Raw genomic sequence first — 25354 nt, forward strand, 5'->3', positions numbered from 1 at the left:
CTATTGCTGCTTTAGGTCGTTTTTAATGTTTGAAAGTACTCCATTTACAAATTTCGATGCTTTATCGTCACCGAATAATTTGGCCAGTTCAATCGCTTCATTCATTGAGACACTAACCGGGATATCTTCTTGATACACCATCTCGTACACAGACAGCCTTAAAATGGCTCTGTCTACGTTTGCAATACGATCGAGTTTCCAATTCACTAAATGCTGTGAAATCATGTCATCGAGCTTGTCCTTTTGTTCAAGCACACCGAAAACCAGCTCCTCGAAAAAAGGATCTGATTCTTGTTCATCCAGCGCATGTGTAATGGCCTCTTTCGGATCAATATTGCTCACATCAATTTGAAATAATGTTTGTAGCGCCTTTTCTCTTGCAGTTCTTCTTTTCATTATTTACTCCTTTAACCACTTTATCCGCTTGTCGTTAAGCCATACAGAGATCATAACATATTTTGACCGTGGTCGCACCAAGATCCATGCGAGCTGTCACGAAAAACGAATCAATTCACGTGTGAGATCATTATTATTCGGAAATGACCCAAAAATGGGCTTTAAAAAACCAAAGAGGCAATGCCTCCTTGGTTTCACTTGAACTCTTTTTTTACATTTCTTGATCTACTTCAGCCTCAGATGCTTTAGTATCAAATTGAATACCAACGACATGAATATTGATTTCATTAATCGTTAAAGCAGTCATGTTCAAAAGAGTTTGACGGATATTTTCTTGTACAGCAGTGGATACCTTTGGAATGGATAGGCCAAATTCAACCACACAATATACATCGATTGTGATGCCTTCATCAGAGACATCTACTTTCACACCTTTACGGTGATTTTTCTTACCAAAGCGTTCTGCTACATCAGCAGCGAAATTGCCGCGCATTTCGGCAATGCCTTCGACTTCTGAAGCGGCGATCCCAGCAATGACCTCAATCACCTCTGGTGCAATTTGCACTTTTCCCAATTGATCTTCATCAAGGTTCATTTCAAGCAAATTGTTATCTGACACGATCATTCACCTCCGAAAGCTGTGATTATTTCATGATTTGGTATGTTTCTAAAAACTTCGTATTAAAATTACCACTCACAAATGTTTCATGCTCAAGCAATCTTAGATGGAATGGGATCGTTGTGTAGACTCCTTCAATGACGAACTCTTGAAGCGAGCGTTTCATTCTCGCAATCGCTTCTTCTCTCGTCTTACCATATGTGATCACCTTTGCAATCATACTATCGTAATATGGCGGAATCACATAGCCCGGATAAGCGGCAGAATCAACACGTACTCCTAGACCGCCTGGCGGAAGATACATTTTAATTTCACCAGCTGAAGGCATGAAGTTTTTCTCTGGGTTCTCTGCATTAATACGGCATTCGATTGCCCATCCTTCATATACGACATCCTCTTGTGTAAGAGAAAGCTTCTCACCTGATGCGACTTTAATTTGTTCTTTGATCAAGTCAACACCTGTGACCATTTCTGTTACAGGATGCTCTACTTGAATACGGGTATTCATTTCCATGAAGTAGAACTTCTCTTCATTATAATCATAAATGAATTCGACTGTTCCAGCACCAGTGTATTCAACAGCTTCTGCAGCTTTTACAGCTGCTTCACCCATTTGCTCACGGATGTCTGCATTCAGCGCTGGTGATGGCGTTTCTTCAAGAAGCTTTTGCATTCTTCTTTGAATCGAGCAATCACGCTCTCCTAAATGAATGGTATTGCCATGCTGATCTGCAAGCACTTGGATTTCCACGTGTCTAAAGTCTTCAATGAACTTTTCTAAATAGACGCCAGGGTTACCAAAGTTTTGCGCTGCTTCCTGCTGCGTGATGGTGACACCGTTAATGAGCTCTTCTTCGGTACGAGCCACACGGATTCCTTTACCTCCGCCGCCGGCAGTTGCTTTTATAATGACAGGGTACCCAATACTTGCTGCTGTTGAAACAGCATCATCAAGATCTTTTACAATTCCTTGAGAACCAGGAACAATCGGAACGCCAGCATCTTTCATTGTTTCCCTTGCGACATCTTTCGTTCCCATTTTGGAAATCGCTGATGCAGTTGGCCCAACAAAGATGACATTGCATTCCTCGCAAAGCTCTGCGAAGTCTGCATTTTCAGCAAGGAAGCCGTATCCTGGATGGATGGCATCTGTCCCTGTTAATTTGGCTACACTGACAATATTCGTGACATTTAAATAACTATCTTTTGAAGCAGTCGGTCCGATGCAATATGCTTCATCAGCCATTTGAACATGAAGCGCATCGCGATCCGCTTCAGAAAATACCGCAACTGTTTCAATTCCAAGCTCTTTACAAGCGCGGATAATTCTAACTGCGATTTCTCCTCTGTTTGCAATTAATAGCTTTTTAATCATGATCGTACTCCTTACTCTGCTTTCACTAGAAAGAGGGGTTGTCCGAATTCTACAAGCTGACCGTTCTCAGCTAATACTTCGACGATTTCACCTTTTACTTCTGCTTCGATTTCATTAAACAGTTTCATCGCTTCTACGATGCACACAACTGTGTTTTCCTTCACCTTAGAACCTGATGTCACATATGGATCTGCTTCTGGTGAAGATGAAGCATAAAATGTGCCAACCATTGGGGATGTGATTTTATGCAGATTTTCAGACGCAGCTGCCTCTTGTGCAGGGGCTTCGGTCTGAGCTGGAGCTTGTGCTTTAGGAGCTTGTTGAGCTGGAGCTGCTTGGACAGGAGCCACTGGTGCCGCTACTTGCTGAACGACTTCTTTATTTTTCTTTAGTTTGATTTTTGCACCTTCGTTTTCGTACGTAAATTCATCAATTGTTGATTCGTCAATTAATTTAATCAGTTCATGAATTTCTTCAATTTTTAACATGGATTTGCACCCCTATGTATGGATTTATCTTTTTCTTATAGGCTAGTACTAAAAGTACATACTATAACCATCTTACAGGAGGATTTCAATGAATTCAACTAATATTGTGGCGAAGCGCTTTGCGAGAGCACCTTGAAGAGGGCGCCAAACCGCATCAAAAAACGCCCTTTACGGCAAAGGGCGCCTGTTCATTTTTTATTCATTGGAGGGCTCAAAAGTGACCGCTACGTTATCAAGACCTCTCATTTCTTTTGTGACCATATCAATAATATCGGCCGCTTGGGACTTTGATTTTTTGTCAGAACGAACTGTGATGCTCACTTTATCTCCCTCTGCACTCACTAGCGCATCTTTATAACCTTTTGTTTTAATTAAGGTTTCGAGCTGACGCTCCGTTCCTTCTGCTTCACTAAGCGCTGTCATTTGGTCATAAGCTTCGCTTTTTTCTTGTGCTGTTGCATCATCACTGGATACGATTTCGTTGAACTCTTCACGCTGTTTGCTTCGTTTATCTTCAAGCTCTAATCTGTATGTTGTAAAAAGCTCGTCGTCTGTTTGCTCTGACACAGCCTTTCCTTCTTCACCGCTTGTTTCGATATCCTCTTGTTTACCATTTGTTTCTTTGTCAGTGGACTTCTCATCAGCGCCTTTTTCCGTTCCTTTTTCCGTTCCTTTGTCCATTCCTTTTTCTGGTTCAGTCTTTTTCTCTTCCGTTCCTTTTGATTTCATCTCTTCTACTGTCACTGCATTTTCACCTTGTGGAGACATGATATAGTACACACTTAAGACGACAACTAAACTTAGCATCGTTAATAGCCAAACCGTTTGTTTTTTTAACATCATTCCGAATCCTCCTTGATTTTTTTAGGGGCAACAGCCACTCTATGGCTCGGTACATCAAGCACTCGTGTAACCGCTTCAATAATGGTTTTCTTTATTTGAACGTTGTCTACTCCTTGAGCAACAACGAGAACACCTCGAATATCTGGTTTTTTCGTTTGCACCACGACTGGCGTTTCTTCATTGCCATTTTTGATGATGACGATTTCTTCTTCTTTTGTTTGATCGGTGACACTTCGCACGCCGCCTTCTTTATCTGTTTCTTCGGTCGTTGTGCTTTTATTGGATTTGTTTTTTTCAAACACTTTTAAAGAAGTTGCGTCTACATTGACCACAATCGATACATCCTCAACGCCAATAATGGTCTCTAAAATTTCTTTCAGCTGATTTTCGTATTCTTGCTCCACATCTTCAATCGAATTCTTTGATTTACTTGACGATGCCGGCTTGAATACCTCCTGCTCTTGTGAGGTTGTTTTTTTAGAAGCAGGAACAGCAGCTTGTTCTTTGCTTGATGGCGGTGACAAGATCTGACTGACTAACATGAAAGATACGCCGATGATGAATACAAGCAGCAAGTAATGGTGCTTCGTTAATTTTGGTTTCCCTTCACCTTTTTCAGGCGGCTGCAAGAATGATTTTAGCTTTTGTTTCCAGTCCTTGTTATTCATGATCTGCTGCGTCACCTCCCTCAATGTTCAGCGCAATGTGCTCAGGACTCGTATTCCAAACATCAGCAAGCGTCTCTTTCACCCTCTTGATCTCTTTGCTAGAAGATCCAGTGCTTTCCTCCTTTTGCCTGGAGAGATCAATGTCCACCTTTGCCACCGTTTCTACAGCATCACCTGTGAGCGGGGAAAGAACTGCTTTGATGCGAAATTGATCCGCCTCCATATTCTGATCCAGGTGCTCTTCATCTGCCAGCACTTCTACGTGTTTCATTTCATAGCTCTCCTTCTCCAGTGGCTCCTTTGCGCTTTTTTCTAGTTGGACAGCCATTTGCTTTAAAATATATGCACGCTGAGAGGCTTGTATTTCTTTTTTTTCTAAATTCATCTGATTTTTTATTTCTTCTGACTGTGCTTCTTCTTTTCCCTTCATCAATTCTGAGAAAATTTGGTCAGGGTCTGCCCGAAATAAAGCAAAAATCGGATTGAGCATCACCACAATCAACAGGAGGCTGACGACCATTTTGGCATATTTTTGCATGCTTGAATTGGGAAGTAGAAGATCAATGACAATCGCAAATAAGATAAAGAGAATAATACTTGTGATCCATTCCGTGAGAAAACTCAAAAGGTGTCCCTCCTTACTTCATCATCATGGTCAGGTTGCCAGCAGTAATAATGACGGTAATGCTTAAAAAGAACATGAGCGACACGACAGCAAGTGCAGCAAAGATATAAAGCACACTTTTAGAAATGACATCAAGGCAGCTGATAATCGGTCCGCCTCCTAATGGTTGAAGAACGGCTGCGGCAAGCTTATATATAAGGGCTAGCGAGAGCACTTTAATCGCAGGGAAAGCGGCAATTGAAATGAGAATAGCGACGCCAACAAGTCCGACCGTATTTTTAAGTAATACAGAGGCACTGATGACGGTATCCGTCGCATCTGTAAACATTCTGCCAAGGACGGGGATGAAATTTCCGGTAATAAATTTGGCTGTACGAAGTGCGATACCATCCGTAACCGCAGCAGATGCACCTTGCACAGAAATGACGCCAAGAAAGACAGTTAAAAAAACGGCTAACCCGCCTATCGCCGCATTTCTTAACAGCTGGGCAAGCTGGGTAACCTTGTATTGTTCAGTCAGCGTACTGACAATGCTCAATATCGCTGATAAAAAAATAAGCGGAAGAACGACATATTGAATAAAAACGCCGCTCGTATTCATTAAAAATAAAATAACGGGATGAAAGAATCCGGCTGAGACAAGCCCGCCTGATGAAGCAATCAGTGCTAATAACAGAGGAATAAGAGCAAGAATAAAACTGGTCATCGTTTGAATGGCTTCTGTTGCATAAGAAATCGCCACATGAAAGCTGTTGAGTGCAATAATGATCAGCACCATATAAACAAGTGCGTATGCGACTTTACTGACAGTGCTTTGTTCAAATGCATTCTGCAAAAGCTGTAAAAGCGAACAAAAGATGGTGAGTAAAATCAGTGTGCCAAGGAGCTTTCCGTTTGCGATGACCTCGTGAAAAAGATAATGAACAAAGGCTTTCAGCCATGTCTGGGGAGACAGCTCTTTATCGCCATCAATCATTTCCTTCACTGTTCCTTTTTGGCTTTCTGGCAGAAAGCCGCCATACTCGTCCAATATGGTTTCCCAAAAGTCACTGATGGAATGAAGCTCAAGTGCATCAGCCTGTCCAGTCGCCACTTCTTCTGCTGCTGGTGCTTCATTTGATAAAGGCTCTTTTTCTTCTGCGCCTGCGTGCGGAGCGATCAGCCAGAAGAAAAGCATCAGTCCCATAACAGCTGTCACCCGTTTCATTGTCATCACCTCTTTTCAATTAAGTCATGGACGGGATCATACCTAAGATGGTCTCAATGATGACTGTTAAAATGGGGACTGCCATGACCAAGATGAGAATTTTGCCGCCAAGCTCTATTTTTGATGCAATGGCGCCTTGTCCAGCATCTTTTGTCAGCTGGGCGCCGAATTCCGCAATATAGGCAATGCCAATAATTTTTAAAATGGTTTCAACATACTTCTTATTGACGCCGGCACTTGCCGCAATTTTTTCTATCATCGAGATAATGGCATAGATTTGATCTATTAAATAAAGAAAGATCACACACCCTGTAAATACAACAAGCATAAAGGCGAAGGTTGGCTTTTGTTCTTTGACAATTAATGCTAAAAAAGTAGCGATTAAACCAAGTCCAACAATTTGTATGATGTCGATTTGTAAGCCCTCCCCTATCCTTGGAATAGAAATACGGCTTTAATCTTTTTAAACAAATCATCTACAATGGTTGCCACCATAAACAAAATGTAGATAAACCCAAGCAGTGTGACCCACTGAGCGTACTCCTTTTTCCCCATTTGATCTAAAATCGTATGGAGGAATGCCACAACGATGCCTACTCCCGCAATTTGAAAAATGACGTTTACATCAACGCCCATGCTCTCGACTCCCTTCCTCTCACATCAATAAAAGAATCAGTAGTAATCCGCTTAAAAATCCGAGGCTTCTGACCATTTTTTCATTTTTGGCTTGGGCGATTTCAGCTTCCTTCTCCTCCGATTCCAAATGACCTAAAGCAAGCTTGATATATTTTTGCTGAGACGTGACATCATGCTGGCCAAGTGTTTCTCCAAAGTGCCTCAGTGCCTCATATTCGCCTTTTTTTAAGACGGTTTTTTTCCAAACATCCTCAAGACTCTCATTCCATGCATGCCGTGCAGAAAAGGTTCCAACTTTCAGCTTTTCTGCAAATTGTTCAAATAACCAATTCACAGGAGGACCTACTTGCGACGCAATTTGCTCTGCTGCACGCGCTAGCGGTGTTTGACCATACATAATTTCAGCTTCAAGAGACTGGAGCGCAAACCGGAGCTGCCGAATTTGTTTCGGCCGGTCGCTATATCGTTTGGCAAACTCGAACCCTCCCCAAGTCGTAGCCGCGACAATCAAGATAGCGCCAATGAGCTTTAACATACGTCCACTCCCCGCCTCCATTTCATCTCTTGTCCGTCTTGCTCATATATCCGCCCGATCGTGCCGGGACCGTCCTTGCGATTTAATTCAACATATCGTTCAAACACTCGAAGCTCCCATAACGGCTTCAATGATGGGCGTTTATACACATCTTCAAGTGAATAGCCATGAACGGAAACGATAATGGTGACCCCAGCATGAATCGCTTCTAATAGTGCCTGCACATCCTCGCTTTTTCCGATTTCATCGACAATCATGACCTCTGGACTCATAGACCGAATCATCATCATCAAGCCCTCAGCCTTTGGACACGCATCGAGCACATCCACCCGGTTTCCAAACTGGTGCTGCGGCACCCCTCTTATACACCCAGCGATTTCTGAACGCTCATCTATAATGCCTGTTTTTTTAGGAGGAATTGCTTTTGTGCCTGTACTAGCCAGTCTTGCTATATCCCGCAATAATGTTGTTTTCCCTGTTTGCGGTGGACCGATGATCAGTGTATTGCACCAGTGCTCGTCATATAAATAGGGAAGAAAGGGAAGCGCAATCCCGACTTTTTCTTTTGCGATGCGGATATTAAATGAAGAGATATCTCTTAATCCTTTGACAATGCCGTTTTCAACGATCACCTTTCCTGCAAGTCCCACCCGGTGTCCGCCTGAAATGGTGATGTAGCCTTGCTTTAGCTCCTCTTCAAGTGTGTACATGCTGTAATTGCTCAGCCTGCCTAATAGCTGAGACGCATCTTCTCCTGTTGTGTGATAAGAAAGAAAGCGCGGTTTTCCTCTTTGCATTAATTCAATAGGACGATCCGTGCGAATGCGGATTTCTTCTATTTGATCCCATTCTGCTTCTTTTAGCAGTCTAAGTTCTTGTCCAATCGAGTGCGGGAGAATATCCAACAAACTCCGCAACGAATTCCCCTCCTTTTTTTCTTCTCTAAAATGTATGATGGGAGCCGTTAATTATGCCAAGCCGTTTCACTTATAGATCCCAACAAGAATAAATACGACACCAATGAAAATAAAGACGAGCTTGGCATAGGATAACTGCCCTGCGATTTGATAGATTCCAATCGTCATCGTGATAATAAAAATGAGCGGCCCAATGATCGCCAATATACTATTGATGACAACCGCTTTTCGAACGTCATTTGTGACTAAAATGAGGATGGCGGCCGTCAGTTCAATTGCTGCCGATAAAAACCTCATGCCTGCCATCGCAGCGACTGATGGATGTAGACCTGGGAGAAATTGTTTCATATAGAACCTCCAGCTTTTTTTACACTATATGCTTGTCTAGCTGGAAGTAGTCTTGTTTTTCAGGAAGGAAAAGAGATGAATGAGAGAATTGAGAGAAGGCTTGCCTTTTGGGGAGTCTTACATGTTTTACAATAAAAAAAGACTGTAAACACAAGGTTTACAGTCTTTCTTCATTCATTACGCTCTTGACACGTATGAACCGTCTGATGTATTAATGACTAGTTTATCTCCTTGGTTCACAAAGAAAGGAACGTTGACGATTAAACCAGTTTCTGTTTTTGCAGGTTTTGATCCGCCTGATGTTGTGTCGCCTTTAATACCAGGCTCTGTTTCTACTACTTCTAGTTCTACCGTGTTTGGAAGTTCTACTCCAAGTGTTTCAGCACCGTACATCACAATATGAACCGACATATTTTCTAGCAAATATTTCAGCTCATCTTTAATTTGTGTTTCACTTAGTTCAAGCTGCTCATAAGAACTTGTATCCATGAAGACATGCTGGTCGCCATTTGCATACAAGTATTGCATTGTTTTTGTTTCGATTTGAGCTTTCGCTACTTTTTCGCCTGCACGGAATGTTTTTTCTTGAATAGCACCAGTACGTAGGTTACGCAGTTTCGAACGAACAAACGCTGCGCCTTTCCCTGGCTTTACGTGTTGGAAATCCACTACACGCCAAATACCGCCGTCCACTTCAATTGTCAGGCCTGTACGAAAATCGTTTACTGAAATCATTTTGTCATCCTCCTACATTTCACCATCATAATATGATAAGTTCTTTCGGTGAGTGGGTCAATCGTTTATTGCCGTCAGCTGTCAGGACAATATCATCCTCAATTCTCACGCCGCCGACATCCGGCAAGTAAATTCCCGGCTCAACTGTCACGACCATTCCTTTTTCTAAGACGACCTCTGATCGTGAGGAAAGGCCTGGCGCTTCATGTACTTCCATCCCTAGCCCGTGGCCAGTTGAATGCCCGAAGTATTGACCATAGCCATACTTTTCAATGATGTCACGTGTGATGCGATCAGCTTCTTTTCCTGTTAAGCCTGGCTTGATTCTATCCACACCAGCGTTTTCTGCTTCTAATACGATATGATAAATTTCCTTTAGCTTATCGCTCGGTGTGCCAACAGCAATCGTTCTTGTCATATCAGAACAATACCCTTTATAGTAAGCACCGAAATCGAGTGTGACTAAATCACCAGATTCAATCACCTTTTCACTCGCTCTTCCGTGCGGCAGGCTTGAACGAACACCTGAGGCGACAATCATATCGAATGAAGATCCTTCAGCGCCTTCTTTTCTCATGAAAAATTCAAGCTCGTTCATGACAGCAATTTCCGTCAAGCCCGGCTTGATGTAAGTGAGAATATGATCAAAGGCGTGATCTGCAATCTTCGCAGCTTCCTCTAATATCTTAATCTCTTCACTAGACTTAATCAAGCGCAACTTTTCAACTGATTCTGAGACCGGAACAAGCTCAATATCACCTGCTTTACCTGCATACTGCTGGTAAGTGGCAAATGTCATATGGTTTTGTTCAAACCCAAGGCGTTTGATCCCAAATTCCTTTGCCGTTTGAGCTGCTGTTTCTACGATGTTTCCTTTATGTTCAATAATGTCGAAGCCTTTTACTTGCTCCTTCGCTTGCTCTGTATAACGGAAATCCGTGATAAAAGCTGCCCGGTCCTTTGAAACAACGGCGAGACCGGCTGAGCCAGTAAAGCTGGTCATGTACTGTAAATTAAAGTTGCTCGTAATGACTAGACCATCGATCTCTAATTCAGATAAAAGTGTTCTTAACTTTTCAAGTTTCATGATACTGCTCCCCCTTCACTCACTAAATAACGAATCGCCAATTTATACCCTTCTAAACCAAGACCAACGATTTGCCCTTGGCATACTGGAGCAAGTACAGAATGATGGCGGAATTCCTCTCTCTTATGAACGTTTGAGATATGTACTTCAACAACGGATAAAGAAATACTTGCAATGGCATCTCTTAGGGCATAGCTGTAGTGTGTAAAAGCCCCCGGGTTAAACACGACTCCATCGTACTGATCTTCTGCCTCGTGGAGCGCATCAATCAAATCTCCTTCGTGATTCGATTGAAAGAACGTTAACTGGATATTGGCTCTTTCTGCAAACTGGAACAAATCCGTTTCTAAATCTGTCAGCGTCTTACTTCCGTAAACAGCCGGCTCTCTTTTGCCAAGCCTATTTAAATTGGGCCCATTCAGCACAAGAAAATGAGGCATACAACCACTCCTTCACCCTAATTCAATCTATATCGAGATCTGTTTCTTTTTTCTTAGAAACCTTTCGTTTCCAAAAATATTTTATCATATGAATAGGTGATTTACACTTTATTCTGTCTTTTTCCCGAGTGCCCTCGCAAGCTTTTGACTCGTTAATTCATTATATTCAAACGAAATACTGTACCCGACAAACATGCCGTATAAAATATATAGACAAAATGTCGTGACGATGGTGCTTTGCTGCAAATCCTGGACTTGCTTTACATCTGGGAAAATGGGATTAAATACGTAAAAAACGAGCAGCCATAAAATTACGCCATATATCAGCCCCATCCAATAGCCTTTGATCCGTTTCAAAAGCCCATAATAAATAAAGGCTGCTCCGATCGATAAAACCCCTAAAAGTACAATACTGATAAAAGTACCAAGTCCGCCCTTTTTCCACTCTCCGAGCACAAAAGGCTGAAGGAGCATATTGGGACTCACCTCTGAGAAATGAAACATATGGGTCAGAAACCCGATAAAGCCCCAAAAAACACCGCCAACAAAGCCTGTCGCAGCTGCTCTTGCCAACAGCGATGACGTTTGTACAGCCTGATTTTTTTCTTCTTGGTTTTTCTTTTCATCACGTTTCATTTGTGAACACCTCCAGCATTTAGTATGTCCAAAATGTCATGAATAAAAAGGATTCCATCCGTGAGTGTAAAATTTTTATAACAGGGTATACTGGCTAAAAAGAGGTAGATAGAATTCTAGTAGATAATCGACCTGTGAGCTAGTGATTTCCCCTCATTTCCTGTACAATAAAGGTATAAGGAAAAGCATGTAAATTACAGGAAACAGGCAGGTTGATGAAATATGTCCAATCAAACAAAACCTCCAGCATATGGAGGGCAGGCAGTTGTCGAAGGTGTCATGTTCGGAGGTAAAAAGAACTATGTGACAGCGATTCGGCGAAAGGATCAGTCCATTGAGTTTTTGAAGCTTCCCCGGACCTCCAATAAACGAACCGCCTTTCTCAAGAAAATCCCCTTTGTCAGGGGTGTTGCTGCACTTGTTGAAGCAAGCGCAAATGGCAGTAAGCACTTAAACTTCTCCAGCGAGCGCTATGACTTAGATCCTTCAGAAGATCATACTCTTGAAAAAGAACAAAAAAGCTCGAAATTATCTATGATTTTCGGCATTGCTGTGATCGGAGTTCTCTCTCTTCTCTTTAGTAAATTTGTCTTTACCCTAGTACCTGTCTTTTTAGCTGAACTTGTGCGGCCCGTCTTTTCAGGGAATTTCGCACAAATCGCAGTGGAAACATTCTTTAAACTGGTCCTGTTATTAGGCTATATTTACTTTATTTCCATGACCCCTTTAATTAAAAGGGTATTTCAATATCATGGCGCAGAACATAAAGTCATAAACTGCTATGAACAGAATCTTGACATCACAGTGGAAAATGTCCAAAAACAATCACGGCTTCATTATCGATGCGGTAGCAGCTTTATTTTATTCACTGTCATTGTCGGAATGTTCGTCTATTTACTCGTACCGACAGATCCTTTATGGGTGAGAATTCTGAATCGCTTGGCGCTCATTCCGGTTGTTCTCGGCATTTCATTTGAAGTGCTTCAGCTTACGAACAAACTCCGAGAAGTGCCTGTGCTGAAAGTGCTTGGCTATCCTGGTCTTTGGCTGCAATTGCTCACAACAAAAGAACCCTCTGACGATCAAGTCGAGGTAGCCATTGCAAGTTTTAATGAACTTCTTCGTTTAGAGGAAGCGTCTGAGAAACAAGCGTCAGATTCTGCTCATCAAGTGATCTAACTTATAAATCCGGTAAATTCCTTCGGAGGTGGACAGTTATGAATCGCCGAGTACATCCTGCTTTTACCATTATTTTCGCTTTAGGTGTTCTGGGATTTGTGTATTTACTCACAACGAATCCAGGCAGACTTTTTACAATGCTGCTATCAGTTGTGATCATTGGAGCGGTTATGTTCTTCCTATTTAGATGGCTGATGAATCGAAGAACTGGAACAGAAGGCAATCTTTATCGTAAAGCAGTCAAACAATCGAAACGTCGCTACCAGCAGCCTAAACCAAAAACGAAAAGCCAGATGAAAAATCGGGTCACTCATTTGCGAAGCGTGCCGACTGACCACAAGTCTAAGCCCGTCCTTCTCAAAAAGAAAAGCCAAACACAGTTAACTGTGATTGAAGGCAAGAAAAACAAAAAGAAGAATCGCGCTTTGTTTTAAAATGTCCAGCTTTTTAAAAATTGCTCGGCCTTCTGTCTGCCTAGATCGACGAGCGCCTTTTTCTTTTCTGTCATTAGCTGAAAATCTGTGGCAATGACATGTTCTACAGGAATAAAAATAACATGACGTTCGTGTTTTGTGGCAATGTGTCTTTCGTCATGAGCACCACGCATCGTTTCAAAAAGAGCGCCAAACAGTTCAAACGCATTGCGGATGGAGTGTTGAGGGCGTTCTTTTTCGTTTGGGGTTAATGTGACACCGACGAATGGTCTTTTTTTCTCTTCGGCAAACAACCAAATTGGAAAATTGCTAAGCACGCCTCCATCCACAATGGTACAAATGCCTTTTGATGACTTTAGTTTGACAGGCTCGAAAAAATACGGCAGACTGCAACTCATCCGGATTGCCCTTGCAACAGAAAAGCGCTCTGGATTTAAGCCGTATGAAGGAAGGTCGTCTGGTAGAACGAGGATTTTCCCATTTGTTAAATCAGAGGCAACAATTTTCAGCGAATCTTTTTTGAGATCCCCAAATACGGTGACCCCCTTTCGTTTCAACACATCTGTCAGCCATTTTTCCAGCCGGTCGCCTTTGTACAGACCGAGGCGCCAGTAAATGGAGACCCACCTAAGCATTTTAAACGGAATGAATTGACATCTCCTATCAAGCAAGTGATGTTCATCCATTTCATCTAACAGCTCCCGAATCTCCTGACTTGTAAAGCCTGCTGCGATGAGTGAAGCAATGATCGCTCCAGCACTTGTACCAGCAAGGCGGACAAATTGATATCCTCTTGCTTCAAGCGCTTCATAGGCACCCGCAAGTGCTGCCCCTTTAATGCCTCCACCTGAGAACACACCATCTATCTTCATCAAGGAGCCCCCTTTGATATCACGCTATTAATAGTGTAAGAGCATATGCTTTCAATTAGAACTTTAATCAAAAAGGACACCCTCAGCATGGGTGTCCTTTTTCTTAAGATTCTTGATTTGTTTGTTCGTTTTTCTTTTGAATCGCTTTCAGCTGAACAGATCGCTCGTCGTTTTCTTCAAAGAATTGAACGAGATCGCCGATGCGGTCAATGCTGTTCCAGCTGAGATGATGTTCAATGCCTTCTACATCATCATAAATTTTCTCTTCATCTACACCAATGATTCTTAAAAATTGCTCTAGCAGTTCATGTCTGTATACGAGACGTTTTCCAATTTTTTTGCCTTTCGGGGTTAAAATTAGACCACGATACTTCTCATAAATGAGGTATTCATCTTTATCTAGCTTCTGAACCATTTTTGTTACAGAGGAGGGATGGACAGCGAGTGCTTCTGCAATATCAGAGACTCTAGCATATCCTTTTTCTTCTATCAGCATATATATTTGTTCAATGTAATCTTCCATACTAGGTGTAGTCATAAAACCCCTCCATAATGCACCTTTACTTAATAATCATAACAATTCTACACCATCGCCCATTAAAAAACAAGGAGTGTCCTTTGTCCTAACGCTTGTAATTCCACTCGTCTGAGGCATATTTCGTTTTGGCAAGATGGTGGACAAATGCTAACTCTTCATCTGTCAGCTCATAAGGCACAAGCTCAATATTTAATCCTTTTTCAAATCCTCGTTTAAACGCCACACGCGCATCGTCTATTGTACAAGTTCGGTCTGAGATTTCATTGATGGCGACCGCTTTGTTTTTAAAGCTTCTCTGCATCCGCTCTCTCACACGGTCGTTTGGATATAGAAATAAATCGAACAGTTTGTCCTCATCAAGGTCAATTAAGATGGAGCCGTGCTGGAGGATCACTCCTTTTTGTCTCGTTTGAGCACTGCCTGCTACCTTTCTGCCTTCTACGACAAGCTCGTACCAGGAAGGGGCATCAAAGCATACAGATGATCTTGGATTTTTTAAGCTTTCTTTTTCTTTATCTGTTCGAGGAATGGCAAAATACGCATCGAGTCCCAGTTCTTTAAAGCCCTCTAAAATGCCTTCTGAAATGACGCGGTACGCCTCTGTCACCGTCGCCGGCATTTCTGGATGTTCCTCTGACACAATTACGCTGTAGGTCAGCTCCTGATCATGAAGAACTCCCCGCCCTCCAGTCGGTCTGCGGACAAACCCAAGGCCATAGCGCTCGACTGCTTCCATGTTGATTTCTTTTTCAACATGCTGAAAATACCCAACAGACAATGTCGCAGGATTCCATCCATAAAAGCGGATGACAGGCGGGATAAGCTTCTCACTATGCCAATAAAGCAAGGCTTCATCCATTGCCATGTTAAAGGCAGGGTCTTGATTTCCTGTATCAATGAAACACCATTTCTCTTTTTGCATATAAAAATCCCTTCTCTTTTACGTAGTCAATGTTAGATGATGGTCATGGCCACCGATATTCTCTCTTCATCAGTCTATCAAATAGGGAACGAATTGAAAATAATTCTTACCATTTATGATGACAAGTTTCTTTTGCTTTACTATAATAGTATTTGTCTAAAACGTACCATCAGACAGGCCACTGTGCTGATGCTCAAGAAGGAGTCGAGTTGTATTGTCAATGTTCAACTATATCGTCCTCTCACTTTGTGGACTTTTCGTTCTTTATTCTGTCGGCAGCTACATTTATCAGCAGCGCATTATGAAAACGCTGACGGAAGAAGAATTTATTAAAGGTTACCGCAAAGCTCAACTCATTGATGTGAGAGAGCCAAACGAGTTTGATGGCGGACATATTTTAGGGGCAAGAAACATCCCCCTTTCCCAGCTAAAACAGCGCAAAAATGAAATTCGTCCTGACAAGCCTGTTTATCTCTATTGCCAAAACAATTTGAGAAGCGGAAAAGCAGCGCAAACTTTACGTAAAAACGGCTGTCGTGAGATTTATAATTTAAAAGGCGGCTTTAAAAAATGGGGAGGCCGCATCAAAACGAAGAACTAACAAAAAAGACTCTGGGAGCATGATCCCCCTGAGTCTTTTTTCTTTATCTTTCAAAAACGAGAACTGGATTTCGCGCGGCCTTTGTTTCGTCCATTCGTTTGACAACCGTCGTATGCGGCGCTTCCTGTACCACTTCTGGATTCTCTTCTGCTTCTTTAGCAATCTGAATCATCGCTTCAATGAAGGCATCAAGAGTTTCTTTTGATTCTGTTTCAGTTGGTTCAATCATGATACATTCCTCTACATTGAGCGGGAAGTAGATCGTTGGCGGATGATAGCCAAAATCAAGTAATCGTTTGGCAATATCCAGTGTGCGCACACCTAATTTTTTCTGACGTTTACCTGAAAGGACAAATTCATGCTTACAGTGACGGTCAAATGGCAAATCGAAATGAGTACTTAAGCGGCGCATCATATAGTTCGCATTTAACACGGCATTATCAGTTACAGCCTTTAAGCCGTCTGGACCCATAGAGCGAATATACGCATATGCTCTGACGTTAATGCCGAAGTTACCATAAAACGGCTTCACGCGGCCAATTGATTCTGGTCGATCATCATCGAAGTAAAAGCGGCCTTCTTTCTTCACAAGCACCGGCTTTGGCAAGTACGGGATCAAATCTTTTTTTACGCCTACAGGACCTGAACCAGGGCCTCCGCCTCCATGTGGACCTGTAAAGGTTTTATGAAGATTTAAGTGAACAACGTCAAAGCCCATATCCCCCGGTCTTGCTCTGCTCAAAACGGCATTCAAGTTGGCTCCGTCATAATAAAGTTTGCCACCAGCTCCGTGAACGACTTCAGCCATTTCTAAAATATTTTCTTCGAATAGGCCGAGTGTATTCGGATTCGTCAGCATTAAAGCCGCAGTTTCTTCATTGACAACACGGCGCAGGTCCTCTAAATCAACAAGCCCATTCTCATCAGATGCGACGGTAATGGTTTCAAACCCAGCCACTGTCGCAGATGCTGGGTTCGTTCCATGAGCAGAATCCGGCACAATGACTTTTGTTCGCTTATGATCTCCTCTTGCTTCATGGTACGCACGGATCATCATGAGTCCTGTCCATTCTCCGTGTGCTCCTGCCGCAGGCTGTAATGTCACAGCGTCCATCCCCGTAATTTCTTCAAGATGATCCCCTAGGTCATACAGCAATTCTAATGCTCCCTGCACAGTGTCTGCCTCTTGTAGTGGATGGACTTGCGCGAAGCCTGCAAGGCGTGCAACCTTTTCATTAATCTTTGGATTATATTTCATCGTACAAGAGCCAAGAGGGTAAAATCCGGAATCGACCCCATGATTACGTCTTGATAATGCTGTATAATGACGCATGATATCAAGCTCAGATACTTCAGGAAGCTCAGCATCCTCATGACGGATGTACGCCTCATCAAATAGGGCCGGGATCTCCTGTTCAGGTACATCTAAATCAGGCAGGCTATAACCAATTCTTCCTTCTTTGGATAATTCAAAAATAAGCGGCTGATCTTGTTTATTCATGGCGATCCCCCAATTCCTTCATGAACGTATCAATTTCTTCTTTCGTTCTTAGCTCTGTCACGGCGACAAGCATGTGATGTTGAAGCTCTGGGTAGTCTCTCCCTAAGTCATAGCCGCCGATGATTCCTTTTTCAAGCAATCGTTTATTGGCTTCTTTCACAGGTTCTTGTAATTTGATTACAAATTCATTGAAATGGGCTCCTTCTACATCAGCAAGCAGTCCATATGCTTTTGCCTGCGTCTTCGCATAGTGGGCTTTTTGTACGTTTTGATACGCGATGTCTTTGATGCCTGTTTTTCCGAGTGCTGTCATGGCAACGGAAGCGGCTAATGCATTTAATGCCTGATTCGAACAAATATTGGACGTCGCTTTATCTCTCCGAATATGCTGCTCACGCGCTTGAAGGGTTAGTACAAACCCACGAACACCATTTTCGTCTTCTGTCTGCCCGACTAAACGACCTGGCACTTTTCGCATCAACTTTTTCGTCACAGCAAAATATCCGCAATGCGGCCCGCCAAACGCTGCTGGAATACCAAACGGCTGTGCATCACCAACGACAATGTCTGCTCCAAGTTTTCCTGGCGGCGTCAGTAACCCGAGTGCAAGTGGATTACTAGAGACAACGAACAGACTTTTTCCTTTATGCGCAATAGGTTCAATGTCTTTTAACGGTTCGACGACACCAAAAAAGTTTGGATATTGCACAAGAACTGCTGCTGTATCTTCGCAGACAGCCTTTTCTAATGCTGCTAGGTCCGTCTGCCCTTTTTTCGCAGGCACTTCAACAACTTCGATGTGCTGTCCTTTGGCGTATGTTTTTAGCACGGCTCTTGCTTCAGGGTGAACCGTTTCAGAAACAACCACTTTTTTCTTTTTTGTATGTCCAGCAGCTAGCATTGCCGCTTCAGCTAATGCTGTCCCGCCATCATACATCGAGGAGTTAGCAAGATCCATACCTGTCAGCTCAGCAATCATTGTTTGAAATTCAAAAATGGCTTGTAGTTCACCTTGCGAAATCTCCGGCTGATAAGGTGTGTATGCTGTATAAAATTCAGAACGTGAGATAACATGATCCACAATGACAGGCTGGTAATGATCATATACACCGGCACCAAGAAACGATGCATAGGAAACCGTATCTTTATTCTTTGCAGCTAATCGGGATAATTCCCTTACAAGCTCTGTTTCAGATGCGGCTGCTTTAATGTTGTATGCTCCTTTAAATCTCACTTTTTCTGGGATATCTGAAAAAAGCTCATCAATCGACTCAACGCCGATGACATCCAGCATTTCTTTTTGATCTTGCTCGGTTTGCGGCAAATACCTATGCTTCATCCTCTATTCCCCCTCGTTATTTGGCTCTTTTATAAAATGGTGTTGCGACGATTTTCGCTTTTAGACGTTTTTTGCGAACTTGTACTTCTATCTCTGTTCCAAACTGCGCCTGAGAAGATTCGATTAAAGCAAGCCCGACATTTTTCTTTAATGTTGGGGACTGTGTGCCCGTTGTGACTACCCCAATCTGCTTTTCTCCTGAAAAGACCGGATAGTCTGTGCGCGGAATCCCTTTATCTATCATTTCAATGCCGACAAGCTTTCGCTTCGGCCCTTCTTCTTTTTGCTTCTTGAGCGCTTCTTTGCCAATAAAATTGGCTTCTTTATCCGTTTTGACAGCAAAGCCAATCCCGCCTTCTAATGGAGAGATATCCTTTGTCAGCTCCTGCCCATAAAGCGGAAGTCTTGCTTCAAATCTCAAGGTGTCACGTGCACCGAGCCCGCACGGTATTAATCCTTTTGGTGCGCCTGCTTTTAATAAAGCCGACCAAATGTGGACCGCATCTTCTGACTGGCAATAGATTTCAAAGCCGTCTTCTCCTGTGTAGCCAGTTCTTGAAACAAGCACCTCTTTTTGAGCAACTTCAGCTCTTGATAAAAATGTAAATGGCTTGAGCGATGTCACTTCTTCATCCGCCACATCTTTCATTATGTCAGCGGCAAGAGGTCCTTGAAGGGCTAGCAAGGCGATTTGATCAGAGACATTTTGGATCAATACGTCGTTCTCACCTTGATGCTGAAGCAGCCACTCCACATCTTTTTCGATATTTGATGCATTTATGACAAGCAAATAATCGTTCTTTTCTTTTTGGTAGACGAGCAGATCATCCACTGTCCCGCCATCTTCATAGCACATGGCTGTATATAGTGCCTTACCGTCTGTCAGCTTAGACACATCATTGGTTAATAACCTTTGTAAAAAAGGAAGGGCATCTTGACCTTTGATTTCCACCTCACCCATGTGAGACACATCAAAAAGCCCTGCCTTTGTTCGAACAGCTTCGTGCTCTTCTTTAATGGAAGAAAATTGGACAGGTAATTCCCAGCCCCCGAAGTCAATGGTTTTTGCGCCAAACGTTTCATACGCATGAAAAAGCGGTGTTCGTTTCAACATCAATCGTTTCCCCCTTTTTTCTTTCAGTGCAGATCACAAGCTGAATTTTCAGAAAAAAATCACAGCAAAAAAGGACAGAGCGCTCCCTTTTATCAAAAAGAAGTCTCTGTCCTTGCACCTGAAAGTTTACAGCACAACATCATTGTGTGTTTTCCCCTTTGGTGGTTTGCTAAAAACGATGAGCAAACACTCTCCAGAGTTGCGTCCGGTAAGAGTACTTTTGCCTGAGAGATTCACTGAAACAATTCAGCTTGCTCCTTCGGCGCCTGCCAGTGCTAAATAACCGCCAAGTCTCTCCCCATACCATCATCCGCTCATATTCTTCACATTTATTGGACATACTATCAAAATGGGTGACTTATTTGCTAGATCACTTACCAACATCCTACCATTAGAAACGGATGAAGAGCAACAGAAAAATCATTAACATTTTTTAAAAAACCATTCATTATCGTTCGCTTTTATTCAAATATCCAGTCTTTTCAAGACCTCTTAAAAAATGAAGCGTTTAAATACAGAACAATTTTATCCTCAACCTACTAGAAAGGCAGGCGACCACATTGAATATTCAAACGATTTTTGATCAGGATTGGGCAAGTGAATTTCAGCAGCGGCTTGCAGCAGACGGCCCCTGGGCGAATTGGGAAATGTACCGTTTAGCGACGCAGGTCCAAAAAGTCACAGCCATTGATTCATTTGAAGGACTGCAAGCTCCTGCCCATCTGACTGCATTCACGCCTTTAAAACATCAGCTTGAAGTAGCCAAAAGAGTCGTAGAAGAGATGAACGGAAAAGCCATTTTAGCAGATGAAGTGGGACTTGGAAAAACCGTAGAAGCAGGACTTATTATCAAAGAATACATGATTCGTGGACTTGCCAAAAAAATTCTCATACTCGTCCCCGCCTCCCTTGTATCTCAATGGGTACAGGAGCTGCGGACGAAATTTTACATTGATGCTGTCGAACAAAAAAAGAGCTATGTATGGGAGCAGTGTGACGTCGTGGTTTCCTCCATTGATACAGCCAAAAGACAGCCGCATCGAGACACCATTTTATCAATTGCCTATGATATGGTCATTATTGATGAAGCACATAAACTGAAAAACAATAAAACGAAAAACTATGAATTTGTGAGAAATCTAAATAAGAAATTCTGCTTGCTGCTGACAGCGACGCCTATCCAAAACCGTATCGGAGAAATATTTAATCTTGTCTCCCTACTGAAGCCAGGTCACCTAGGGAATGAACATCAGTTTAAAGATGTCTTTGCCAAAAAGGATTTACAGTTAGAAGACCATGACCGTTTAAAACAGCTTGTGAATAAAGTGATGATTCGTAACCGAAGGCAAGACACGGGCATCGAGTGGACAAAACGGCATGTCAATACGATTTCCATTGATTTCTCTTCGACGGAACAAGCATTATATGATGAAATCTGCAAGCTGAAAGAGAACCCGTCTTATACTAAACACATGTTTTCCATCATGACCTTGGAACGAGAATGCTGTTCAAGCCGCGAGGCGGTCTATATGACAATTAAAAAGATGCAGGAAGATGAAAAACATATCCTTGGTTCCTTTGCTATAGCGCAAATTATGGAGAAAATCAATCAAGTGCAGCAAAACACAAAGGCGCTTGAAGTCGTCAAGCTTATTCAGCAGTTAAATGAAAAGGTCATTATTTTCACCGAATACCGCGCGACACAAATTTATTTACAATGGTTTCTTCAGCAAAATGGCATCAGCTCCGTTCCTTTTCGGGGCGGCTTTAAGCGGGGCAAAAAGGATTGGATGAAAGATTTATTTAGAGAACGGGCACAAGTGTTAATTGCGACAGAAGCCGGCGGCGAAGGAATCAACCTTCAGTTTTGTAACCAAATCATCAACTACGATCTTCCGTGGAACCCGATGCGTTTAGAACAGCGGATTGGACGTATCCACCGCCTTGGACAACAGCGAGATGTCCACATTTACAATATGTCCACAAACGGTACCGTTGAGGAACACATCTTAAAGCTTTTATATGAAAAAATTCAGCTGTTTGAAAACGTCATTGGCGATCTAGATGATATTTTAACGCGAATCGATATCAAAGATGCCGAAACACAACTGCATCAGATTCTCTTTCAGCACGAATCAGACGGTGACATGAAAAAGAAATTAACTCAGTTTGCTTCTTATTTAACACAAGCAAAAACACCGCTTTTAGAAAAAAGACAGCAAGGCTCATAAAGGAGAGTTGATCAATGAAGCAGCGTGACATACATACCTTTCTTCTCCGTTTCTTTCAGGCAAATCAATGCGACATACTAGAAGAAAGTGCAGGACATATGACCGTACAACTGACCATCGATATGGATAAATTGATTATGAACCGCCCTTTTTATTGGCACTGGCTTGAAAAAACTGGTGGTGTTCCGGAGCCGCGGCAATTGACCCTCATCACCGATCAAAAAAGAGTGGAGGATACCATTGAGGGTGAATTTATCCACTTCGGCTCCCCTCGTTTATTTCAAATATTTGAAGCTGTCAAACAGCAGGGCCGTTTTATCCGTCTCTATGAACGAGTCTCTCCGCTCACCAACAACCAGATCGCACTCGAGCCTTGGCTTGGTCTCAATGTGAAAATTTCTTATCTCGCAGATCGAAAGAAGGATAAGCTTTTATCACTAGGACTTCATCTAATACGCGGAGAAGTCGTTGAACAATTTCAAGAAAAGCTGGAAACCCGTGAGCTGTCATCTCAAATTCCCGATTATTGCTTTACGATGAGTACAATGATCAAGCCAGAAAGCGGAGTCAAACGGCTCTACAGTCTAATGGAGCGTTACGCCCATGAGGAACCAGACGATTGGGCGGTGAGAGCTGTTCAAAAATGGAAAGAAGACACTGAACTTTTAAACCAATTTTATGAAGGGACTTCAGACACGTCTGTAGAATATGAAATAGAAAGACAAGCACTCAAAACTTTATATGAACCAAAAATCAGTCTAACGATTGAAAATGGCGGACTTTTTTACTTACAGCACAAAAGAGGAGGTTGACCCATAGGTCCCCTTCCTTTCATGTGACGTACAATTTTCGATCAGCCAAAAGCAACGTTTGTCTGTTTGTATTGGGCGGAAAAATGACGCAAGCAAACTATGAGGTCTTACCACCTATGTCTTTCCATTTCATGCGTTAAGTGCCTGAAATACATGATTCAGTATTTTAGGAGGGTATTTGTATGGAAAAGAAAACGAACATATTAGACAGTGAATGGGTTCAATTATTACTTGAAGCTCGTAAAGCAGGGCTAACAGTGGAAGAAGTCCGTCAATTCCTCAAATCAAGTGAAAAGTCCTCTGAGTCTCACCCTCTGGTAAGAAGTCATTCTATCAAACCTTTCTGAATGTGCTATAATATCGAAAGGAAGGTGATGACATTGATTGGCCAGCGTATTAAACAATACCGCAATGAAAAAGGCTACTCACTATCAGAACTGGCCGAAAAGGCTGGGGTAGCGAAGTCTTATTTAAGCTCAATAGAAAGAAACTTGCAAACAAACCCCTCCATTCAATTTCTTGAAAAAGTCTCCGCTGTTCTGGACGTCTCGGTTCATACACTGTTACACGAAAAAGATGAAACCGAATACGATGGTCAATTAGATAGTGAATGGGAAAAACTAGTTCGAGATGCAATGACATCAGGGGTTTCGAAGAAGCAATTTCGTGAATTTTTAGATTATCAAATCTGGAGAAAAAAGCAAGAAGAGGAGTAAAGCGCACATTTTAGCGCATACTCCTCCAATTGCTATGCAGAACTTGATATCAGTCTAAAGACTGGCTTTATTTTTTATCTTCGCTGTGTGCTTTTTCGTTTTCTTTCACGTAGCCTTTTTCATCCGTATGCTTTTTGGGATTGATCGTTAAACCATTCCACTGAGTCGCTTCGAAGGAAAGATCAATTTGAATCGCATCGCCTTGGTATTTATTTTGGATATAGTGACCAGCTTTATCCTTCGTCTGGTCATTGACAAATTCAATGATCATTTCCATTTTATCGTAATCAAACGGGTTCTTTGGTATGCCGTCATACTCTGGAGCCACTGTTCCATCAACAGTTGCTACATTAATCTTCCCACTTTCATGTAAAAACTTCTCATCGACGGCATGACGAAGCTTTTCAAATGCAGTCTGATCCTGTTTTGACGTTAGTTGATGCAAGTCAAGCAGGTTTGCAGCGTCTAAGATAATATTTTTCGGATAACCATTTCCACCTTCGGCTCCAACCGTCAGAACACTCACCTGAAACTGACTGAGAAATTCTTCAGCTGTATTCTTATCGCCATTCTTCCCGGAAGATCCGTCTTGAAACTGGCTGTAATCAAGACTCATCAGCACTTGATTGATCGCAAGTGATCCTTTATTTTCAAAATTAAATTCTTTCTTGATCCGATCACCAGGTTTTAAGTTCGAAAGGTTGATGGCGCCGGAGTTCTCTTTTGCAGATAAATCCAACTCTCCTGTCGAGTAGACCGCGTTTGCCGTTTCTACATCGTTAAACGCCGCCCATGTCCCCCCGCCGATTAACGCCAGGCCTAAAGCCCCTGATAATACACCTAAACGAATTGATCTTTTCTTTGTCATGAATGAACCCCCTAATAAATTTGTTTTATTGAAACCTAATTAGGTTACAAACGAAAATTTAAGCTTGTTCCTCTGACATATGTAAATCAGCCGTGTGTCTTCGGTGTTTTGCAGCGCCCACAAAATGAAGAGTCGAATAAACGAGCAGCATCACACCTGGTATAATGAGCAACAACGCAGTTCCAGCCGAAGTCCCTGCATACGAAAGAAGCTTTCCTGCATATGGAATGGTCACACCCGTATACTGCGCAGCCACCTGATCCGCTTTTACTAGCGTGCCGTCCTGATACATATTGTGGTCACCTTTCGTCTCAAAGGCTTTATTTGGTCCCTTTCCTTTCATCCCAACAATTCGGTGGGTCACATAAGACTGGTCCTGTTTCGTTTGAAACGTGATAATATCCCCTTTTTTAAGTGCCTCTGGTGAAGTCACTTCTTTTACGACAATGAGTGAGCCAGTCGAAAATTCTGGTTCCATTGAGCCAGATAATACTTGCTTGAATTGATAACCGAAAATTTGAGGATCTCCCCCAGTAGTTCTTGATGACAATACGACAATAATACATGCAATCATCACCGTGAACACCACTACATAAAGAATACTTCCAGACATCTTCATCCATTTTTTCATGACCTCTTCTCCCCTTCGCCTATCATTGTTTCATTTAGAAA

At 42.4% G+C, this 25354-nt stretch carries 32 protein-coding genes and 1 riboswitch; of the genes, 7 read left to right on the forward strand and 25 right to left on the reverse strand.

Features of this window, described 5'->3' with window-relative positions; genetic code table 11:
* From nusB to MKY18_RS11190, 17 genes are all read right to left on the reverse strand, one after another.
* On the reverse strand, positions 1-396 hold the full coding sequence (gene nusB, locus MKY18_RS11110) for a transcription antitermination factor NusB (RefSeq protein WP_003216031.1): 396 nt from the start codon (positions 394-396) through the stop codon (positions 1-3).
* A 211-nt stretch (positions 397-607) separates the two neighbouring features.
* The gene (locus MKY18_RS11115) at positions 608-1015 is read right to left on the reverse strand and encodes an Asp23/Gls24 family envelope stress response protein (protein ID WP_044140994.1); all 408 of its coding nucleotides are present in this window, start codon (positions 1013-1015) and stop codon (positions 608-610) included.
* A 25-nt stretch (positions 1016-1040) separates the two neighbouring features.
* Positions 1041-2390 carry an acetyl-CoA carboxylase biotin carboxylase subunit gene (gene accC / locus MKY18_RS11120; protein ID WP_003215702.1) on the reverse strand — a complete coding sequence of 450 codons (1350 nt, stop codon included), beginning with the start codon at positions 2388-2390 and terminating at the stop codon, positions 1041-1043.
* An 11-nt stretch (positions 2391-2401) separates the two neighbouring features.
* Positions 2402-2878 carry an acetyl-CoA carboxylase biotin carboxyl carrier protein gene (gene accB, locus MKY18_RS11125; protein ID WP_003215926.1) on the reverse strand — a complete coding sequence of 159 codons (477 nt, stop codon included), beginning with the start codon at positions 2876-2878 and terminating at the stop codon, positions 2402-2404.
* A 195-nt stretch (positions 2879-3073) separates the two neighbouring features.
* Positions 3074-3718, reverse strand: a complete 645-nt coding sequence (locus MKY18_RS11130; protein ID WP_185108582.1) for a SpoIIIAH-like family protein — start codon at positions 3716-3718, stop codon at positions 3074-3076.
* Positions 3718-4389: a stage III sporulation protein AG gene (gene spoIIIAG, locus MKY18_RS11135; protein ID WP_012010535.1), complete on the reverse strand. Its 672-nt coding sequence runs from the start codon at positions 4387-4389 to the stop codon at positions 3718-3720. Before spoIIIAG ends, MKY18_RS11130 begins: the two co-directional genes overlap by 1 nt.
* Positions 4382-5014, reverse strand: a complete 633-nt coding sequence (spoIIIAF, locus tag MKY18_RS11140) for a stage III sporulation protein AF (protein WP_185108554.1) — start codon at positions 5012-5014, stop codon at positions 4382-4384. Before spoIIIAF ends, spoIIIAG begins: the two co-directional genes overlap by 8 nt.
* A gap of 13 nt (positions 5015-5027) precedes the next feature.
* Positions 5028-6221, reverse strand: a complete 1194-nt coding sequence (spoIIIAE, locus tag MKY18_RS11145; RefSeq protein ID WP_341028536.1) for a stage III sporulation protein AE — start codon at positions 6219-6221, stop codon at positions 5028-5030.
* Positions 6222-6240: 19 nt separating this feature from the next.
* On the reverse strand, positions 6241-6654 hold the full coding sequence (gene spoIIIAD / locus MKY18_RS11150; RefSeq protein ID WP_342497831.1) for a stage III sporulation protein AD: 414 nt from the start codon (positions 6652-6654) through the stop codon (positions 6241-6243).
* Positions 6651-6857 (reverse strand): stage III sporulation protein AC, encoded by a 207-nt coding sequence (gene spoIIIAC, locus MKY18_RS11155; protein WP_003153142.1) that lies wholly within the window; start codon positions 6855-6857, stop codon positions 6651-6653. The genes spoIIIAD and spoIIIAC overlap by 4 nt, the downstream gene beginning before the upstream one ends.
* A gap of 19 nt (positions 6858-6876) precedes the next feature.
* Complete coding sequence (gene spoIIIAB, locus MKY18_RS11160) at positions 6877-7392, reverse strand: stage III sporulation protein SpoIIIAB (protein ID WP_341028537.1); 516 nt, start codon at positions 7390-7392, stop codon at positions 6877-6879.
* Positions 7386-8309, reverse strand: a complete 924-nt coding sequence (spoIIIAA, locus tag MKY18_RS11165; RefSeq protein WP_217012207.1) for a stage III sporulation protein AA — start codon at positions 8307-8309, stop codon at positions 7386-7388. Before spoIIIAA ends, spoIIIAB begins: the two co-directional genes overlap by 7 nt.
* Before the next feature lie 66 nt (positions 8310-8375).
* On the reverse strand, positions 8376-8657 hold the full coding sequence (locus MKY18_RS11170) for a YqhV family protein (RefSeq protein WP_050943774.1): 282 nt from the start codon (positions 8655-8657) through the stop codon (positions 8376-8378).
* Positions 8658-8834: 177 nt separating this feature from the next.
* The gene (gene efp / locus MKY18_RS11175) at positions 8835-9392 is read right to left on the reverse strand and encodes an elongation factor P (RefSeq protein WP_003215497.1); all 558 of its coding nucleotides are present in this window, start codon (positions 9390-9392) and stop codon (positions 8835-8837) included.
* Between the two features lie 25 nt (positions 9393-9417).
* On the reverse strand, positions 9418-10482 hold the full coding sequence (locus tag MKY18_RS11180) for a Xaa-Pro peptidase family protein (RefSeq protein ID WP_185847312.1): 1065 nt from the start codon (positions 10480-10482) through the stop codon (positions 9418-9420).
* Positions 10476-10919 (reverse strand): type II 3-dehydroquinate dehydratase, encoded by a 444-nt coding sequence (aroQ, locus tag MKY18_RS11185; RefSeq protein ID WP_003215787.1) that lies wholly within the window; start codon positions 10917-10919, stop codon positions 10476-10478. The genes MKY18_RS11180 and aroQ overlap by 7 nt, the downstream gene beginning before the upstream one ends.
* A gap of 108 nt (positions 10920-11027) precedes the next feature.
* Entirely contained in the window at positions 11028-11555 is a 528-nt protein-coding gene (locus tag MKY18_RS11190; protein WP_065098391.1) for a YqhR family membrane protein, read from the reverse strand.
* A gap of 222 nt (positions 11556-11777) precedes the next feature.
* On the opposite strand from MKY18_RS11190, the gene MKY18_RS11195 reads away from it, so the two are divergent.
* Both MKY18_RS11195 and MKY18_RS11200 read left to right on the forward strand, forming a co-directional pair.
* Positions 11778-12734, forward strand: a complete 957-nt coding sequence (locus tag MKY18_RS11195) for a DUF1385 domain-containing protein (protein WP_065098392.1) — start codon at positions 11778-11780, stop codon at positions 12732-12734.
* A gap of 38 nt (positions 12735-12772) precedes the next feature.
* Positions 12773-13168 (forward strand): SA1362 family protein, encoded by a 396-nt coding sequence (locus MKY18_RS11200; protein WP_003215754.1) that lies wholly within the window; start codon positions 12773-12775, stop codon positions 13166-13168.
* Here the strand turns inward: MKY18_RS11200 and MKY18_RS11205 are convergent.
* The 3 genes from MKY18_RS11205 to MKY18_RS11215 all read right to left on the reverse strand — a co-directional run bounded on the left by MKY18_RS11205 (position 13165) and on the right by MKY18_RS11215 (position 15500).
* Positions 13165-14040: a patatin-like phospholipase family protein gene (locus MKY18_RS11205; protein ID WP_003215585.1), complete on the reverse strand. Its 876-nt coding sequence runs from the start codon at positions 14038-14040 to the stop codon at positions 13165-13167. The genes MKY18_RS11200 and MKY18_RS11205 overlap by 4 nt on opposite strands.
* A gap of 103 nt (positions 14041-14143) precedes the next feature.
* A complete protein-coding gene (gene mntR, locus MKY18_RS11210) occupies positions 14144-14578 on the reverse strand; it encodes a transcriptional regulator MntR (protein WP_003215946.1) in 435 nt (144 codons plus the stop codon).
* 85 nt (positions 14579-14663) lie between these two features.
* A complete protein-coding gene (locus MKY18_RS11215; protein ID WP_003216009.1) occupies positions 14664-15500 on the reverse strand; it encodes a biotin/lipoate A/B protein ligase family protein in 837 nt (278 codons plus the stop codon).
* 220 nt (positions 15501-15720) lie between these two features.
* On the opposite strand from MKY18_RS11215, the gene MKY18_RS11220 reads away from it, so the two are divergent.
* Positions 15721-16101, forward strand: coding sequence for a rhodanese-like domain-containing protein (locus MKY18_RS11220; protein ID WP_034620482.1), 381 nt, complete (start codon positions 15721-15723; stop codon positions 16099-16101).
* Positions 16102-16144: 43 nt separating this feature from the next.
* Here MKY18_RS11220 and gcvPB read toward each other — a convergent pair whose 3' ends face one another.
* Genes gcvPB through gcvT form a run of 3 tightly spaced genes read right to left on the reverse strand, consistent with a single transcriptional unit; the run spans position 16145 to position 20055 of the window.
* On the reverse strand, positions 16145-17602 hold the full coding sequence (gene gcvPB / locus MKY18_RS11225; protein ID WP_065098393.1) for an aminomethyl-transferring glycine dehydrogenase subunit GcvPB: 1458 nt from the start codon (positions 17600-17602) through the stop codon (positions 16145-16147).
* Positions 17595-18941 carry an aminomethyl-transferring glycine dehydrogenase subunit GcvPA gene (gene gcvPA / locus MKY18_RS11230; protein ID WP_044140982.1) on the reverse strand — a complete coding sequence of 449 codons (1347 nt, stop codon included), beginning with the start codon at positions 18939-18941 and terminating at the stop codon, positions 17595-17597. Before gcvPA ends, gcvPB begins: the two co-directional genes overlap by 8 nt.
* A gap of 16 nt (positions 18942-18957) precedes the next feature.
* The gene (gene gcvT, locus MKY18_RS11235; RefSeq protein ID WP_065098395.1) at positions 18958-20055 is read right to left on the reverse strand and encodes a glycine cleavage system aminomethyltransferase GcvT; all 1098 of its coding nucleotides are present in this window, start codon (positions 20053-20055) and stop codon (positions 18958-18960) included.
* A gap of 202 nt (positions 20056-20257) precedes the next feature.
* Positions 20258-20365, reverse strand: a riboswitch (glycine riboswitch).
* Positions 20366-20615: 250 nt separating this feature from the next.
* On the opposite strand from gcvT, the gene MKY18_RS11240 reads away from it, so the two are divergent.
* The 4 genes from MKY18_RS11240 (at position 20616) to sinR (ending at position 23814) form a co-directional block, all read left to right on the forward strand.
* Positions 20616-22286 carry an SNF2-related protein gene (locus MKY18_RS11240; RefSeq protein WP_065098396.1) on the forward strand — a complete coding sequence of 557 codons (1671 nt, stop codon included), beginning with the start codon at positions 20616-20618 and terminating at the stop codon, positions 22284-22286.
* 14 nt (positions 22287-22300) lie between these two features.
* Entirely contained in the window at positions 22301-23098 is a 798-nt protein-coding gene (locus tag MKY18_RS11245; RefSeq protein WP_065098397.1) for a YqhG family protein, read from the forward strand.
* A gap of 182 nt (positions 23099-23280) precedes the next feature.
* Complete coding sequence (locus tag MKY18_RS11250; protein ID WP_003217357.1) at positions 23281-23445, forward strand: anti-repressor SinI family protein; 165 nt, start codon at positions 23281-23283, stop codon at positions 23443-23445.
* Positions 23446-23478: 33 nt separating this feature from the next.
* Positions 23479-23814, forward strand: coding sequence for a transcriptional regulator SinR (gene sinR, locus MKY18_RS11255; RefSeq protein ID WP_012010555.1), 336 nt, complete (start codon positions 23479-23481; stop codon positions 23812-23814).
* Positions 23815-23881: 67 nt separating this feature from the next.
* On the opposite strand, the gene MKY18_RS11260 is transcribed toward sinR, so the two are convergent.
* Together MKY18_RS11260 and MKY18_RS11265 are read right to left on the reverse strand one after the other, a co-directional pair.
* On the reverse strand, positions 23882-24682 hold the full coding sequence (locus tag MKY18_RS11260) for a TasA family protein (protein WP_044140977.1): 801 nt from the start codon (positions 24680-24682) through the stop codon (positions 23882-23884).
* A gap of 58 nt (positions 24683-24740) precedes the next feature.
* A complete protein-coding gene (locus MKY18_RS11265; RefSeq protein ID WP_044140976.1) occupies positions 24741-25313 on the reverse strand; it encodes a signal peptidase I in 573 nt (190 codons plus the stop codon).
* Between the last annotated feature and the right edge of the window lie 41 nt (positions 25314-25354).

This window comes from Bacillus sp. FSL R7-0672, assembly GCF_038601465.1.
Classification (GTDB): Bacteria; Bacillota; Bacilli; order Bacillales; family Bacillaceae; genus Bacillus; species Bacillus pumilus.

Coding starts and splice junctions, on each gene's coding strand:
- nusB (WP_003216031.1), bottom strand. CDS start 396: ATGAAAAGAAGAACTGCAAGAGAAAAGGCGCTACAAACATTATTTCAA.
- accC (WP_003215702.1), bottom strand. CDS start 2,390: ATGATTAAAAAGCTATTAATTGCAAACAGAGGAGAAATCGCAGTTAGA.
- accB (WP_003215926.1), bottom strand. CDS start 2,878: ATGTTAAAAATTGAAGAAATTCATGAACTGATTAAATTAATTGACGAA.
- MKY18_RS11130 (WP_185108582.1), bottom strand. CDS start 3,718: ATGTTAAAAAAACAAACGGTTTGGCTATTAACGATGCTAAGTTTAGTT.
- spoIIIAG (WP_012010535.1), bottom strand. CDS start 4,389: ATGAATAACAAGGACTGGAAACAAAAGCTAAAATCATTCTTGCAGCCG.
- spoIIIAE (WP_341028536.1), bottom strand. CDS start 6,221: ATGAAACGGGTGACAGCTGTTATGGGACTGATGCTTTTCTTCTGGCTG.
- spoIIIAC (WP_003153142.1), bottom strand. CDS start 6,857: ATGGGCGTTGATGTAAACGTCATTTTTCAAATTGCGGGAGTAGGCATC.
- spoIIIAB (WP_341028537.1), bottom strand. CDS start 7,392: ATGTTAAAGCTCATTGGCGCTATCTTGATTGTCGCGGCTACGACTTGG.
- MKY18_RS11170 (WP_050943774.1), bottom strand. CDS start 8,657: ATGAAACAATTTCTCCCAGGTCTACATCCATCAGTCGCTGCGATGGCA.
- efp (WP_003215497.1), bottom strand. CDS start 9,392: ATGATTTCAGTAAACGATTTTCGTACAGGCCTGACAATTGAAGTGGAC.
- aroQ (WP_003215787.1), bottom strand. CDS start 10,919: ATGCCTCATTTTCTTGTGCTGAATGGGCCCAATTTAAATAGGCTTGGC.
- MKY18_RS11190 (WP_065098391.1), bottom strand. CDS start 11,555: ATGAAACGTGATGAAAAGAAAAACCAAGAAGAAAAAAATCAGGCTGTA.
- MKY18_RS11195 (WP_065098392.1), top strand. CDS start 11,778: ATGTCCAATCAAACAAAACCTCCAGCATATGGAGGGCAGGCAGTTGTC.
- MKY18_RS11200 (WP_003215754.1), top strand. CDS start 12,773: ATGAATCGCCGAGTACATCCTGCTTTTACCATTATTTTCGCTTTAGGT.
- MKY18_RS11205 (WP_003215585.1), bottom strand. CDS start 14,040: ATGAAGATAGATGGTGTGTTCTCAGGTGGAGGCATTAAAGGGGCAGCA.
- mntR (WP_003215946.1), bottom strand. CDS start 14,578: ATGACTACACCTAGTATGGAAGATTACATTGAACAAATATATATGCTG.
- MKY18_RS11215 (WP_003216009.1), bottom strand. CDS start 15,500: ATGCAAAAAGAGAAATGGTGTTTCATTGATACAGGAAATCAAGACCCT.
- MKY18_RS11220 (WP_034620482.1), top strand. CDS start 15,721: ATGTTCAACTATATCGTCCTCTCACTTTGTGGACTTTTCGTTCTTTAT.
- gcvPB (WP_065098393.1), bottom strand. CDS start 17,602: ATGAATAAACAAGATCAGCCGCTTATTTTTGAATTATCCAAAGAAGGA.
- gcvPA (WP_044140982.1), bottom strand. CDS start 18,941: ATGAAGCATAGGTATTTGCCGCAAACCGAGCAAGATCAAAAAGAAATG.
- gcvT (WP_065098395.1), bottom strand. CDS start 20,055: ATGTTGAAACGAACACCGCTTTTTCATGCGTATGAAACGTTTGGCGCA.
- MKY18_RS11245 (WP_065098397.1), top strand. CDS start 22,301: ATGAAGCAGCGTGACATACATACCTTTCTTCTCCGTTTCTTTCAGGCA.
- MKY18_RS11250 (WP_003217357.1), top strand. CDS start 23,281: ATGGAAAAGAAAACGAACATATTAGACAGTGAATGGGTTCAATTATTA.
- MKY18_RS11260 (WP_044140977.1), bottom strand. CDS start 24,682: ATGACAAAGAAAAGATCAATTCGTTTAGGTGTATTATCAGGGGCTTTA.
- MKY18_RS11265 (WP_044140976.1), bottom strand. CDS start 25,313: ATGAAAAAATGGATGAAGATGTCTGGAAGTATTCTTTATGTAGTGGTG.